Origin of the sequence: Sinorhizobium sp. 6-70, assembly GCF_030124375.1 — a bacterium.
In the GTDB taxonomy this organism is placed as follows: domain Bacteria; phylum Pseudomonadota; class Alphaproteobacteria; order Rhizobiales; family Rhizobiaceae; genus Sinorhizobium.
In genome coordinates this window covers 106,554-121,523 of record NZ_JASKLS010000020.1, presented here as the reverse complement: position 1 = coordinate 121,523, position 14,970 = coordinate 106,554, and the positions used below count along the sequence as shown (strand labels likewise).

At 57.2% G+C, this 14,970-nt stretch carries 10 protein-coding genes and 1 pseudogene; 3 read left to right on the top strand and 8 right to left on the bottom strand.

Translation table 11 applies throughout. From position 1 onward, the window contains the following. The coding region (locus QN222_RS27845) for a hypothetical protein (RefSeq protein WP_283966073.1) at positions 1–341 on the top strand (341 nt) is incomplete at its 5' end. A gap of 650 nt (positions 342–991) precedes the next feature. Here the strand turns inward: QN222_RS27845 and QN222_RS27840 are convergent. From QN222_RS27840 to QN222_RS27805, 8 genes and pseudogenes are all read right to left on the bottom strand, one after another. Beyond that, positions 992–2,503 carry a malonyl-CoA synthase gene (locus tag QN222_RS27840; protein ID WP_284005697.1) on the bottom strand — a complete coding sequence of 504 codons (1,512 nt, stop codon included), beginning with the start codon at positions 2,501–2,503 and terminating at the stop codon, positions 992–994. An 18-nt stretch (positions 2,504–2,521) separates the two neighbouring features. Further along, positions 2,522–3,784, bottom strand: coding sequence for an aminotransferase class V-fold PLP-dependent enzyme (locus QN222_RS27835; RefSeq protein WP_283965234.1), 1,263 nt, complete (start codon positions 3,782–3,784; stop codon positions 2,522–2,524). A gap of 816 nt (positions 3,785–4,600) precedes the next feature. Then, the gene (locus tag QN222_RS27830) at positions 4,601–5,017 is read right to left on the bottom strand and encodes an enoyl-CoA hydratase/isomerase family protein (protein ID WP_283965235.1); all 417 of its coding nucleotides are present in this window, start codon (positions 5,015–5,017) and stop codon (positions 4,601–4,603) included. A 352-nt stretch (positions 5,018–5,369) separates the two neighbouring features. Further along, positions 5,370–6,107 carry a hypothetical protein gene (locus QN222_RS27825; RefSeq protein WP_283965236.1) on the bottom strand — a complete coding sequence of 246 codons (738 nt, stop codon included), beginning with the start codon at positions 6,105–6,107 and terminating at the stop codon, positions 5,370–5,372. Between the two features lie 184 nt (positions 6,108–6,291). Then, positions 6,292–7,785 carry a M81 family metallopeptidase gene (locus QN222_RS27820; protein ID WP_283965237.1) on the bottom strand — a complete coding sequence of 498 codons (1,494 nt, stop codon included), beginning with the start codon at positions 7,783–7,785 and terminating at the stop codon, positions 6,292–6,294. Between the two features lie 366 nt (positions 7,786–8,151). Next, complete coding sequence (locus QN222_RS27815; RefSeq protein WP_283965241.1) at positions 8,152–8,415, bottom strand: hypothetical protein; 264 nt, start codon at positions 8,413–8,415, stop codon at positions 8,152–8,154. A gap of 79 nt (positions 8,416–8,494) precedes the next feature. After that, positions 8,495–8,818 (bottom strand): annotated as a pseudogene (locus tag QN222_RS27810) (IS5 family transposase); the annotation flags it as partial. Between the two features lie 84 nt (positions 8,819–8,902). Further along, positions 8,903–9,565 carry a GntR family transcriptional regulator gene (locus tag QN222_RS27805; protein WP_283965238.1) on the bottom strand — a complete coding sequence of 221 codons (663 nt, stop codon included), beginning with the start codon at positions 9,563–9,565 and terminating at the stop codon, positions 8,903–8,905. Positions 9,566–9,923: 358 nt separating this feature from the next. On the opposite strand from QN222_RS27805, the gene QN222_RS27800 reads away from it, so the two are divergent. Both QN222_RS27800 and QN222_RS27795 read left to right on the top strand, forming a co-directional pair. Next, positions 9,924–10,895 (top strand): AraC family transcriptional regulator, encoded by a 972-nt coding sequence (locus QN222_RS27800; protein ID WP_283965239.1) that lies wholly within the window; start codon positions 9,924–9,926, stop codon positions 10,893–10,895. Between the two features lie 1,085 nt (positions 10,896–11,980). After that, positions 11,981–14,098: a S9 family peptidase gene (locus QN222_RS27795; protein WP_283965240.1), complete on the top strand. Its 2,118-nt coding sequence runs from the start codon at positions 11,981–11,983 to the stop codon at positions 14,096–14,098. Positions 14,099–14,970 lie beyond the last annotated feature (872 nt).

Here is a 14,970-nt window from a genome sequence, read left to right as displayed (position 1 = left end):
AACGGGGAGTCTCGGTCACCTGTGTACACCTCGCCGTTCATGATGAGGTAGTCGACCTGCTGTTTGTCTGCCATCTGAAGTCCTTCTTCTCGGCCATTTATCTTGTAATCGGAGCATGGTGGCGGTTTAGCGACTTACCGCCCAGCGAGGGTGTGCGCGTAGATGCACGCACTGTCGAAATCGCCGCTATAGGCAAGCGCAAGGTGGACAATTTGAATAGGCCGCCTGAATTATTAGCGCCAACGCTTCATTATGCGCTAGCGGATAGTATGAGCCTACCGCATCCTGATCATGCCTCTAACGTCGCCGGGCGTGTGGACGCCCGTTCAACCTTTGCCTGAGAATCTGCAGCTAAGGAATTGTTTCACGATGACACACCGGGCTCGGTCGCGTTCCGCGACGTCTGCGCCGATCGTCATGAACTGACCGGAAGGAAGCTGGAGTTCTTCTTCGTGCCACCGGCACCAGCGAGCACAACGTCTCCGCGCAGTTAATGGCGTGCTCCCAGAATCGCTTGGTAATTGTGGAGAAAAGCGTTGGCGGTCCACTCCCTTGTTCAAGAGCGCTGTCTCAGCCCGACCATCCCCTCATGATAGATCATTAATGCCGGCGCAGGCCAGGCGGGGCCAGACCTCAAGCGGGGTACCAAAGCAGTGGTAGCAATAGTCCGTCCTCGCAATCGGACGCCGCGCTGCCACTGGGCGGGTCAATCGAGAACCTGCCGAATAATATTGCAAAGCGAAACGAAGCAGCTGGCGTAGTGGCCATGCGAGTGAGATGCGCCAGGACGTTGCTGGAGAAACGGGAAACTTACTCAAACAGTCAGCCGATGGGCTTATGGCCACATTTCAAATTTCTGCGCCGCGTCCAACTTCATTTCGGAACCATTCTGAAAAGAAGTACTGTGCCCCCTCGGCTTTTGCGGCTGGCCGCCGTGATCGGCGTTCATGTCCGCGCAACCACACTTGATGCGGGCCCCCGCCTTTGCCGCCTACGTAAAGCAATTGAGGTATTTTTCTCTCAGAAGCTTCTTTTGAACCTTCCCCATAGAATTTCTTGGGAGACTTTCCTCGATGAAGTAGCGCTTAGGCTGTTTGAATTTTGCAATCTTTCCTTTCAGGAGTGGCATTAATGAATCCGCGGCCGTTATCTTGTTGGAGTCGACGACAACGACCGCGACGACAGCCTCCCCAAAGTCGAGGTGCGGAACACCTATGACGGCGGATTCCACGCCACTGTCCAATTCGTCGACCAACAGTTCGATTTCCTTTGGATAGACATTATATCCGCCGGAGATGATCAGATCCTTGGTGCGGCCGACAAGGGTGATGTATCCGTCCGCGTCGATACGGGCCAAGTCGCCGGTCACGAAGTATCCATCGGCGCGAAATTCACTCGCGGTTTTCTCCGGCATCCTCCAGTATCCCTTGAACACGTTAGGGCCGGCGACTTCCAAGACGCCAATCTCCCCCGGCGCGAGCTCCTTGCTCGTCTCGGCATCACAGACACGGACTGAAATGCCGGGCAGGGGACGTCCGACCGTCCCTGCTTTGCGATCGCCGTTGTACGGGTTTGACGTGATCATCGTTGTCTCGGTCATTCCGTACCGTTCGAGGATCCTGTGGGCCGTGCAACGCTCGAACTCGAGATGGGTCTCGGAAAGCAGGGGCGCGCTGCCGGACACAAACAGACGCATATCGGCTACCAGTTCCCGAGTCAGTCGCGCGTCGGCCAACAACCTGATGTAGAAGGTGGGGATCCCCATGAAAGACGTCGCCGCTGGGAGATCGCGGATGACGTCGTCGACGAGGAACCGTGGATGGAAAATCATGGAACCCCCGGCGAGCGCGACTGTGTTGTTGGCGACGAACAAACCGTGGGCATGGAAGATAGGCAGCGCGTGAAGCAGTACATCATGTTCGGTAAAGGCCCAGGCCTTCCTGAGCGTGGCGGCATTGGAAAGTAGATTGCCGTGCGACAGCATCGCGCCCTTCGAACGCCCGGTCGTACCGGAAGTATAAAGAATAGCAGCGAGGTCGTCCTCTCCCCTCGGAGCCGGAACAAAGGTGCTGCCTTGTCCCTTTGCGGCATCGCCCAAGCTGCCGGAGCCGTCAGCTCCCAAGGTGGCGACGGCAGCCCCGACCTTTCTGGCGATCATGCTCACATCGCGCTCCCGTAGTGGCAGACAGATCACCAGGGACGGTTCCGCATCCTGTATGAAGTACTCCAGCTCCGTTGCTGTATAGTCAGTATTCAACGGTGAGTAGATCGCGCCCGCAGCTATGGTCGCGAAGTACAGGGCAAGCGAGTCTGGTGATTTTTCGGCCTGAGCTGTGACCCTGTCTCCCGGCTTCACACCTTGAGAAACGAGGGCGTTGGCATAACGGGAAACCAGTTCGCAAAATGCACGATACGAGATCAACTCGCCATCAGGCAGATGGAGAAACGGCGCTGCAGTATCGCGCCGGTCGCCGAGTAGGGCGTCGAAAAGGACGTTTACCATAGCGCTGCTCCTGGCTTGTCAGGTATATGTGGCTTCATCATAAGAAGCGGTTTTCCCGCTGGCCCTAACCAGTCCTACGCAGGCACGTAGGTCTTCCAGGTACCGGTCGACGCTTTTTTCATGGATCGGATTGATCGGAAACGAGATCGTCACAGGGTCCGCAACGACGCCGACGAACCAGCCCCGCTTCCTCATCTCCTCGGCAACGGCGTTGATGTCGACGGCAGGATCCACCGAGTCGTAGAGCAGAATGATGAGATCGGAAGGCTTGTAGACCCTGAGGCCGTCAATCGCCCCGATCCCCGCAACCAGCTTGTTCTTGATTGACATCATGACGCGGGCCGCGTCGAGGTAGCCTTCCTCACCAAGGAAGTTGATGGCCGCAAACGATCCAGCGAGCGGACCTGCGGGGCGCGACCCAAGGAAAGTATAGGTCTGATACAGACCACGCGGCCATTCGCGGAAAGTGAACCTCGCACAATCCTTGTGTTCGGGTGTCCGGTACAGCAGCACGGAGGAGCCTTTCGGCGCATAGCCATACTTGTGTAGGTCCGCGGACAGGCTCGTGACCTGGGGTACGGAGAAGTCGAAGACTGGTATAGGGTAGCCGAGCCGCTTCACAAAGGGTGCGACGAAACCGCCGAGACACGCATCAACGTGGAACCAGAGTTTATGGGCGCCTGCCAGTTCACCTATGGCTTCCATGTTGTCGAAGTTTCCATGCGCGTAGGCCGGCGCCGAGCCTACGATCATGATTGTGTTGTCATCAATGGTTGCGCGCAGCCCCTCAATGTTGCCGCGATACTCCGCACCTAGCGGAACCCGTCGGCTTTCAAGCCCCATATAATAGGTAGCCTTGCCGAATGCGGCATGCGCCGAAACCGGCATCACTATGTTCGGCTTCGTGACGCCCGGCTTGTTCCGCTTGGCCCACTCGCGAGCCGACTTGACGGCGAGAAAGATGCTCTCGGTGCCCCCCGAGGTGAAGATTCCAGCCCCGGTGTTGTCATGGCCGAACAGGCGGAGGCAGAAAGCGACGATCGACTCCTCCAATTTCGTTACGCTCTTGAAAGCATTTCTACCGAGCGCGTTTTCACCGAAATAGAGCTGATAGGCCTCGCGGATTACATAATCGAGGTCATCGCCCATCTTATAGGTGTAGCCAGGCACTTTGCCGTCGCGCCAGTCGCAGTCATCAGCCTTCATGGCCTCGAGTTGCGCCTTGATATCAGCCCACTTCTTCTGGGCTACAGGGTTGCTGAGAGGGGGAAAAGCTTCCATGTCCGATGTCTTCCTGCAAGCCAGTGACCGCAATTCCGGGTGAGTGGAAAGCTGGCGACTGTCGCCTTCGCTGCTTCCGAGCGCAAGGTGTGGCTCACCAACCGGCCTTGGCGTACCATAGTTTGCTGCCGTTCACTATTGGACATCGCTATGGGTTGAGATCGATTGTTATGCGGAAGAGATGCGCTTATGAAAACGACTGTTTTCCAGACATACTATTCCACAGGGCAAGCGCGAGACTAGTTCAAGGGTGCAGCGTACTTCTCACTGCGTCGCGGTAGTCTATCGGATGGTATTACCCAGGGACTTTCTGCCAGTGATTAGTGAACCCAAACGGACAGACTGTCTGTTCCATCCCGGCCAGATAATGGCCAGCGGCATTATGAGGAGAGTACGGGCGCGAAGACGGCCTCTGCGCACGAATAACGGGCCTGGAAGGCAGTCCTAGTCGGAACTACTTGGCCGCGCTGCCATTTCTTGTCGTCACCAACCGATAATTTCTTGGGCGGCAATCACCGCGCGAACCCTGCAAAAGCCGGTGATTGGTTTCGATCTCATCCAACTTGCAGAGGCTGTTGACCATCAAGCGTCAGGAAATCTTGCGGGCTTGCGCTCGGACCAGGCCTTGAGCCCTTCCCGGGCATCTGACGAACCAAGGCTTTCAAAAAACCTTTCGTGGATGGCCGTAGGATCTGCTGTGCCTCGTCGGATCGAGTCGGGGGATGCCTTGAGGCCCCGCAACGAAGCGGGAGGCCGTTCGGCTAGCATCCGAGCGACTGCGCCTAGTCGAGTTTTAAATCCGTCCGACGAACATATCTAGCGGAGAAAGCCGATACGCATCATCATCGCGGTGTCGACCTGCTCGCCGATCAGGAACAGCCGTTTGGCTTCCGACAACTCGATCCGTTCTACGTATCGCCTCAGACCTGAATGGTAGTATTCGATGCCCAGTCGCGCCGGGGACATCTGCAGGTGAGCGCCTTCCACGCCAATTCGGAAATCGCATGCGAGGGCTAGATCGGTCGCCCCTCCGTAGACGTTGCCGTAAAGGCCGCAGATCGTGCGGATTGGTAGCGCTTCCAGCAAATCGCAAACCGACGCGAATGCAGCAGTACATTCGCGCGCGCGAGATCCGGAGAGCGTCTCAAGATCAAATCCCGAACTGAAGCTCGGCCCATTTGCGGTGACAATGAGTGCCCTCACGCCTTTGCGCGCTGGCAACTCGCGCAGCATTGGGCCGACTGTCTCGTTGAGATGGCAACGACAATGCTCGACCGCGCGGAGCAGGCCAGCTAAACGCATTCTGAGCACGAGCCGATGTGGGATGGTTGACTTGAACCATGGTCAAGAGCCGCGGCCTCACTCCTCACTCGGGCATTGCTCAGGAGTTCCATAGTATCAGCCCCATCTTAACCAGCCGCGAGCGGTTCACGATCTTTGAGGTTCAAGGGGCGGTGAATCGCAATCGCGAGCAAACTCTCTGTTCGGTGGGGTAATTTCATGCGCGTATGCGGCGCTGGATCTGCGCGAACGCCCACGAAATTTGCGATGACGACCGCGCTCTCGACGGGGCGCGACGCAAGACCTAGGAGTAGGTGAGTGACAATCCCAATTCCCTTGCCATCTCGTCTCGTAGCCTGTGCTCCCCTAGGACCTCAAAAGCATGCCAAGCCATGGCATTTACGCTGGCAAGGACTGGACGACTTAAAGAATGACTTAGTCGCGCAAGATCCAATCTCCGGATCGAGAAAGCAGCACAAGATACAAAAAATGCATCGACATCACCTGCCGCGCCCAACAGTGCTTTTAGCTCTGTCTCAATTCGCTCAACTGAAACGCGAGCAATGTCATCATCGCTGATGAGGTTCATTGGCCCGCACAACGAATGTTTGGCAACTACGTGTACTCCATGCTGAACGAAATATGGCGTAAACGCGTTGTGCAGCGTGGCCCCATAAGGTGTCAGGAGCGCAATCTGCTTTATTCCGAACCGCTGCATCATTGCAACGGCGGCTATGCCGGGGGAAGTATAGCTAAGGCCGGGCCGGGCAGAACTCAGCTGGTGCAGAAGGATATCATTTCCAAGGGCGATCGTAGCTGAGGTGCATGAGAAAGCGATCAGATCGACCAATTCACCGGGCGGCAAAGTTGCAAGTACAAGTTTCCAATCGGGTATCGGAATGAAACCTCCTGCTGCATGGTTCTCTTCATCATAGGAGACACGCGTCGTAAAGACGCGCGTTGGCGTGCCCGCCATCTCAGCTTTGAACGCATCTTCTCCCACCGGATCGGTGGAGAGTGCTATCAATCCTATGCCCTTCACTTCTTCGTCCTTTACTCGTTTGGGGCGGGATGTCGTCGGGCGTTTGTTGTCGTCCGACCGATCTCCAGCCCGTATAAAAAATTGACCTATTGTGATTAACTTGCGCCTGAGTGCCACGCCGAGGCTCGAGGTAGTTGAGAGCAATGACGGATGGCCAGAAAGAACATGCCAACCAAGCGGACTCCTATCGATGAAGGACTTGTGGCGCAATGATCGGATCATCGCGTACGTCAGTGTCCGGCCATACGCGCGCCCGTCTTTTCGCGAAAACACCCGGTAGATAGTACGCGAGGCCGGGGGTGGCGATGTACAAAGAGGTCGCTAAGCCGTTAAAATTGCGGTTGAAGTGAAACTGGGACTTCATCACCACGAAGTCCTGTTCGCTCACGGGAACGCCGTGAAATTCGAATACATTCGGATCAACGATGAAGCCGGCTTTCGACGTGACGATTACCTGAAAGCGACTGTCGATCTCAACAAGAGCCGTATCGCCGATACCTGCAGATTCTCCTGCAAAATTGGGACCGAAAAGTTTTACGTCCGCTCGATTAATGAGTCTGACTACACCTTCGACGTCGAACGGTTGATACTGCGGAGTCATTTTGCCGCCGAGCCGCATTGCGACGGTGGCTCCGACGCCTACGGAATGCGCCTGTGCGACGGTTTCGGGATCGTGGACAGTCATCGCGCCCTTGAGCGGGCGGGCGTAGTTTATGGCGGCCTGGAGGATTAAGGTGCTGTCGCCTGGAGCGCCAGCAAGCGTCCGGTCACCCAAGTCGGCAAGCGCTCTCGGTAGTCGATCCGTTTTTTCGGCGACTGCATCAAGGGCCTCGCCGATCGTCAGAAGCTCATCCCTGAACTCCTCGCGCCGCTCCCAAAACTCACGAGCAAATTGGAGAACAATCTCCTCGGCTTGCGGGTACAGGCCGTTACTTAGCAATACCGCAGCTTGTCCCATATCTGTGTAATCACCAAAACGATAGGCGTTATAAATGCTTATGTCTACGATAGTCGACGATGACCGCTCGAACGCACGAGCGCGCCCATGCATTTCTTTCAATGGACCCAAATGCGTTTCGAGTTTGCCCGGCGTGATCATACGCGCTTTGGCGAGCGTGTAGACCGGATGCAGCCGGCCAGCCAACACTTCAAAAACCAATCCGACGACACGTTTGCCAGTATCGTAGTAATCGTCGTGCGGATTTTGTTTACAGGCGATGCAAATATCCGCGGCAGTCAACATAGCCGGGGTGATATTCGCGTGGAGGTCCAGCCCAACGCCAATCACGACGTTTTCGCCCGCGATGGCTCGAATGTGGGCGAGGAAATCGCCTTCGGCATCCTCAAATTCTGTTGTTCCCATCGACCCGTGGAGATCGATGATAACTGCGTCTGGCTCTAAACGTCTAAGCTGGTCTTCCCAGAAACAGCGCTGCTCAACATAAAAACCGTGATCGATCGGGCCGCTTGGCGCGATCATCGAATCCGAAATGGGCAATAGTTCCACGTCGTGCCGCGCCGTTAAAGCGTCCACAATCCCGCCCAGCGTTGTGCCGTTTCCCCGTGCGTCTTCGATCAACTTGTCTCCTCGGACGACCGCAATGCTTTCCGGCATCGTGGGTCGCGCATAGCCGTGGGACTCGTGAAATAGCCGTCCAACCGCAATTCGTTTTTTCATTACCATTTACCTCCGGCGCTCACCGTCTTGCGCAGCAAAACGAGGCTTTAACCTACCGGATTGCCGAGGTTTGGAAGACCGATTTGACTTATGATCGGGGTGAATTCAGTTATGGGCTTCTGCTGGCGCCATGGTCTGCCATGGCCGTTATTTCCGCGCTGCCCGCCGAACGACTTGGCGGCTTTGGGTTTAATGTTTTAACCACGGCCGCCGATCTCGCTTCATTTAGACGGACCAATAATCCGCTGGGTGTAAGGTGGGATGCTGTGACGGCCGTGATTCAACCTATTACCAGTGTGTCGACTTTGAGTTCACAGCCGGGAAGCCAGGCCCCAATCAGAGACGCCTGCTAGGACCGATCGACATTCATCGTAGCCAACGCGTTGCGACGCGTCGAAAGTGCTTGAGGCGATGGAAACACCGTCCGATTTTGTTGCGGTGCCGATAGACGACCGGATCGTGCGGAATGATGATCTTGCGGGAACGGTTTGAGGGGATGACGGCTTCGGCCCCCATGCTTGCGATCGTCGCACGCAAAGCATTGCTGTCATAGGCGTTGTCGGCGATCACAGCCTGACCTTGCTGGCCGTCGAGGATGGCGGCACGTGGCGAGGATGGTTCTGCTGTCATGGCAAGTCCCTTCAGAGTGGTTGGTAGCAAACCGACTCTGATCTCTCACAGGCCGCTGTCCACTACTCATCATGGGATCTTTTCCACTCGCCGCCTGTTGATGGGTGCGGACGATAGTGCTGTCGATCATCAGGTACTGATTGTCTCGGTCGGATGTCAGCGCATCGAAGACCCGCTCCCACACGCCGGCATGGCACCAGCGGCTGAACCGGCGGTGCACCGTCTTCCACTTGCCGTAACGCTCGGGAAGGTCGCGCCAGTGCGCACCTGAACGCAGAACCCACAAACACCCGTTCACGAACGATCGATTGTCGCTACCCGTCCGGCCCGGATCGCCGGCCTTCCCTAGTAGCAAGGGCGCGATCCTCGACCATTGCACCTCATTCAGTTCGTATCGCTTCACCGCCATCGTAGGGTCCCCGTACTGAACACGGTGACCCATGAATCAGGCATCAACTGATTTGGAAATCCTGAATGTCGATCGGTCCTAGGATTGGCGTCTCATCTCGACGACCAGATCGGCGAACACGCGTCCACCGCTGCTGATGTGGTCTCGCATGATCTTGCCGGCGGCCTCGCCGTCACCTTTCGATATGGCGGCAATAACCTGGCCATGGTCGGAGAAGGACTGAAGAATGCGTCCCGGCTTCTGAAAGGGATACCTGCGGTAAACACCCAAACGGCGGCGAACGTCCTTAATGTTAGCTTCAAGATACTCGTTACACGACCCGCGATAAATCTGTTCGTGGAATTCCTTGTTGATCACGTCGTATTTCTCGAAGTCTTCGTGTGGAATGCACTCTTCGCCGCGGCGATGGATCTTTGCCAATTCTTCTCGATCGGCGGGTGACATACGCAAGGCGGCGAAGTTCGCCGCCATGCTCTCCAACTCGGTCATTACCTCGAACATCGAGACGACCTGCTCGACGCTCAAGACCGTCACGATCGCTCCGCGACGCTGACGGAGTTCAACCAGTCCGGTGGTCGAAAGCTGAATGAGGGCCTCGCGCACAGGCGTCTTCGATACGCCGAAGCGCTCCGATATTGGACGCTCTTCCAATCGCGAGCCGGGCAACAACGCGCCGGACATGATTTCATCGCGGATCCAATTCGCGATCTGTTCAGTTCGGTACGGCCGCTTGGTCGACATATCAAATCTCATGAGGAAGCGCCCTAGAAATGATCAGAAGCGCCGTAAACCAGAAACATCAACCTACATATTTTATTTCCTTTGACAAATATTTTTATGTGGATATGTATGACATTCACATGACATCCATCAATAAATGGTGTTGGAGGAGTGCTATCCGGATTGACGGTTGTCCGGGAAGAGCCAACCCGACGTACTAGACGTCCGGCTCGGAATGCAACGACACTACGCGTTGGGAGACGCGAAGGCTGCTATTCGATAATCCTTCGGAGAGTGAGCAGTTGTTGATTGAATTGACCTCCCAATACCAGCCGGCGGCCGCAACCTGCGGCCCTTGGTCTCGCTGCGAGGGCGCCAAGTGATCGATACCGACGAATTTGTTCGCCGCCTGAATCAGGGCAGGCGATGGCAGGTTCAAAGAGCCGAGGGAAATGACGCGATCGGCTCCTACCGCTTCCTACCTCCCGCCCAGAGCGCCTCCGGTCATGTAGATGGCTATTTCGATTATCAAAACCCCTGCCTGACAATCCGCAAGCTGAAGGCCAAGCACGAATTTTACGACGATGAACCCGGCCTCGGGCGTTTGGCGTTCGTGCTACACCTGTCTGGATGGCGGCGGATCGAGCTTGGCAGCGCCCATCAGCATGAATTGACCAAGCCGACACTCGCCGTTTTGTACCAGCCGCGTGGGATGGACAAGCGAAGTATTTGGCGCAGCGGTGCCCACGAAACGTCGCTTTCCGTCGGCATCTGGCCAGAAAGGTTGACTTCGCTGTTCGGGTTCCATCCAAACTGCTTTCCGAACTTTTCGGGGGCTGAGGTCGAGAGTTCCGAAGCATTCTGGTATTCCCGCCCGCTCCCCTATGCGCTGATGGCAGCGGCCGAGAAGTTGCTCAACCCGAATATTCATCCCCTTCTCTTCAAGCGCTATATCTCGATCAAAGCCCAGGAACTGCTCTGCCTCAGCCTCAGCACGCTGCTTTCTGACGGCGAGTTTCTGTCTCGTCGCGATCTAGCGTTGAACCGCGTCGAACACGTTAAGACTATGGTAGACGCGAACCTGACGAACCCTCCTTCCTTATCGGAGCTTGCGACCTCGCTCGGCGTGTCTGCCCAAGCTTTATCGGACGAGATGTACAAGCAAATGGGCGTTAGTTACACCCAGTACATCACCGAGCGTAGAATGAATCGGGCAATGCTGTTGCTTGAAAACGGCGGCACCCCCCTCAAACAAGTCGCCTACGAGGTCGGCTACGGTCACACCTCCAACTTCTGCACCGCGTTCAAGCGCCATTTTGGAATCACCCCAAAGGATGCACGCGGGTTGTAGATACAGCAGTGCATTCGACAGATCGCTGTCGCATAGGAGGCCGAAGGCTTTGAGTTCCGAGCTTCGGAACGTTACGACGGCGCAGACGAAGGTATGACCCGCCTTCACTCGGCCCGCTAAGCGAGAGTCAAACTTTCTGTATCGGTGCCGCGCGCCTCGTACTGCAGCTGCCTCAAACCGCAGATGCGCCAAGCGATCATAGCCGGCGCCGGATCGGCAGCGGCGCTTGACGATGACCCGTACTCATCCGAACTCGATGCAAGGAATTCGTTACTCAAAGTCATAGGCTGCGACTTGTGCAGCGCCCCTGCCGGTGCCTCCCGCCGAGCAGGAAGGGTATTTCAAAGCGTTGGATGGGGGATGATCATTCGGGTGATTGCCGTTTAACTGTTCAACTGTCAAATGCCACGAGGAGTGTTGCTTCGTGGCGAAGACCTCCGCTCGCCCCACGGCAGTCGAGACCAGCTCTGCCGAGGGAACGGCGCAGTGATCCAAAGTTCAGCGTCCAGTGTGGATCTCTTATCCCGGCAGCACCTCCCTAGTGTGGATCCATGCATGCATAAACATAGTCGTTGCTGCATAACGCGCGTGCCATGGCCAACCGTTGAGCGTGGCCCTAATAACCGCAGGGTCGCCGATGATTCCCGTCTCCCATAGGCTTCACGGGAGCAACTGTTAGAGGGCGGCTAATCGTGTGACCGGACCTGACGAGGAACAACGGCAGCTTCGAACTTCGGTCGGTGCTTACTGTTTGCGGAACCAAATCGTCAACATGGCAATTCATTGAGGCAATTTATGATGCGGACATATTTAGCGATTCCTCTGACTAGCGTCCCTTTCCCGCGATCAAAGCACGAGCGCAGGCAGCGCAAAGTGATAGATGTAGCCCAGGGCGCTGATCTCGACGCGCTCCTAGTCACCGCCCACGGCCACGTTGAGTATCTAACTGGATACGATACGAACGGAGCATATTTCAGGCCGTTTTCCTTTCTCCTTGCGCAGGGTCGAGAACCGAAATATGTCGTCGGTAACTTCGTGGGCTGCCGCAACAAATCTTGGTCCCGTTTTCAGGTGAGGGCGGTGTAGTGAGAACCAAGCACCTGCAGCCACCGCTTCCCCGCGCCGAGCGACGGATCAGGGTCCTCCATGACGACGTCACAGTGGATTGCTTTCGTTGGCTTCGCGACCAGGAGAACCCCGAAGTACGCAAGTATCTGGAAGCCGAGAACAGCTACGCGGACCAAGCGACAGCTCACCTTTCAGAGCTCAAGGCGGAGTTCATCGCCGAGATCGATGGGCGTCGGCCCTGTGAGGAGAATGCACCTCGGTTCCTAGTCGGACCTTTCGAGTACTTCCAACGGTCGGAGAGCGGCCTCCCTCACCCTGTCTGGTGGCGCCGGCCGATAACCGGTGGCATGGACGAACTTGTTCTCGACCCCAACGCGATTCCAGGGAGCGAAACCTTTTACCACCTCGGTGTGTTGGAGCCGAGCGACGACGGGCGCTATGTGGCATTCAGCTTCGATCTCATTGGTGACGAAAGCTATGAGTTGAGAGTGCGGGATATGGAGAACGGTCGCGACGTCTGGCGCGGCTCGAGGCGTGTCATACGGGTTGTCTGGGCGGCTGACGGCCATACGCTCTTTTTCGAACGTGAGCGGACTGGCCCACGGCTGCGCGATCAGATTGTGCGCTTGGACGTCGAGGCGGGCGCCTCCGAGGTGGTGTTCGAGGAAAACAACGAGCGACTGCAGGCGCGGGTTCGGCGTTCTAACAGCGGCGCATGGTTGTTTCTCGACGTTCTTAAGACCTATGATTTTTCCGTATATGTTCAGAAAGGCGCTGCAGAGGTGTGGTGCATTCCTGCCGATGAGCCGAGGGGCAAGTGGCGCCGGATCGTGAGGCGTGAACTCGGGCACGAGATCTATGCCGAGCATTGGGGCGACAGGTTCCTGTTCCGGGTAGACGACGCTGGACCGTACTGGCGGCTCGTATGTGCGCCGATAGATGAGCCGTCGCCGTCGTGCTGGGAGGAGGTCGTTCCGCATCGTGCGGGCGTGACGATCGAGGAGGTTCACGTGCTCGAACAGCACCTAGTTGTCCTGGAACGAGAAGGCCTTCGTCCTCGCCTAGTTTCGCGTGACCGCACCGGCAGGGTTGAGGCCACGATTGTTCCCGACGAGCCGAGCTGCACTGTAAGGGTCGGCCACTCGGCAGGAGGTTGCTTTTCGGTCCCCCGGCATCCGTTCCGAAGCTCGAAGTTAACCTACTCGATTAGCTCGTTTGTGACACCGGACACCGTCGTCGAGCATGATCTCGCCGACGGCCGATCGGCAGTCCTTTACCAGGCCCGCATTCCGGGGTATGACGCGGCTCAATACGCGGCGACGGTCGTCGTGGCGGAGGCGGAAGACGGAATGCAGGTCCCGATCTCGTTGGTGGCGCGGCGCGATCGATCGAGCCCTGGGCCGGTGTTATTGAATGTGTACGGCTGTTACGGAACACCGACATGGCCCTCGTTCTTCGCTTGGCCCTCATCTATGACCGCGCGTTTGAGCCTGCTCGATCGCGGAGTTGCTTTCGGAATCGTGCACGTACGAGGGGGTGGCGAGCTTGGACGCCCATGGTACGAGGCGGCTGCTCGCGCTCGTAAGCGCATTTCCCACACAGATCTGATCGCCGCTGCCGAGGGGCTCGTTGAGCAGGGTGTCGCCAGCCGAGACAGCATTATTATCGAAGGAAAAAGCGCCGGCGGGGGTACAGTCCTTGCTACGGCCTTCTCGCGGCCCGATTTGTTCCGCGCCGTGCTCGCCGAGGTTCCACTCGCCGACATCCTAGATACCGAGCTAGATTTCACGATGCCGTACGCGCTAACGGAAACGGCGGAGTACGGAGATCCCCGCATCGCCGACGAGTATCGGTACCTGCGTAGCTACGATCCGTATTATAACCTCAGCGCCGATCGCCCGCTCCCGCCGACTTACATCGACACCGCGCTCCATGATGGCCAGGTGCTCTATTACCAGCCCGCTCGCTATGTGGCGCAGCGTCGAGCCTGCGCGGCCGATCACGACGCCGAGCTTGTATTCCGCGTGCGTATGGTGGGCGGCCACAGCGGCGCTTCACATGGACTTGGCGTAGCTGAGGAGGCAGCATTTCGTATGGCTTGGGCGCTCGACCAGCTCCGACGATCGAGCAGCTGAGCGGAGAGTCGGCAAAAATGCTGGCAAACTGTGTAGTCAGAAAGGGGAGTCTGAGGTTGCCACCTCACGGTTGGTGATGATGAAATCACTTATCGGTGCTTTGGGCGCCCACTTCGACATGGGTGATGATGGGCTCGGCGCGGCTCCAGCTGCCGGCCCCGTCAAAGAATTCCTTGAACACCAGACTTGCCCGTCTTCGATGACGTTTCAAAGCGCGCCAGCGTGCTGGCTTCCAGCTCCGCGACACGGTCGCGCAAGTCGTGGTGGATGAGATTTGCGAGCGCCAGTCTTGGTCGAGCCGAACGAACTGAAGGAGGGCTGACGACGATAATTCGATGTCAGCTGAGTTGGAACGCGAAAGTCACCGGCAATATGGCTCAGGTTCACCGTGCGCGTAGAAAAGCCAAGACGAACCACCGGCGTCTCAAGCCGGCAATTGCTCAAAAGGCCCATGGCGCGACAACGTCAAAGCGAGAGTGTGGGGGCGGCAAGGAATTCGAAGGAACCTTCTTTGGCGACATGAACCACTTCGTGTAATATGAATCCGGAGGGTTCTGTGAGGTCGCGCGGGGATGCGCTTGCGAACTGACGCCGTGCGCGACCTCATTGAAGGCGGATTGAACTGGCCCGCTGACGCTGGCACGGCGTTATGGATTTAGTGCTGCGGCGTTTGCTCTTGGCGCCCGCGCCCGTATTGATGGCGCGCGTCGCTGCGGCGCCCAGCGCTGGTGTTGTGGGGAATACCGGGGTCTTGGGCGCGGCTTTGGCCGAGCCAGAACCGGAGCCGGATCACGCAGGGATACAAGCCCCTGTCGCAGCGACGTGCGACGGTGGGCAAGGCTGTCGGGACCAATGGGCGCGGCGGCGTGCAC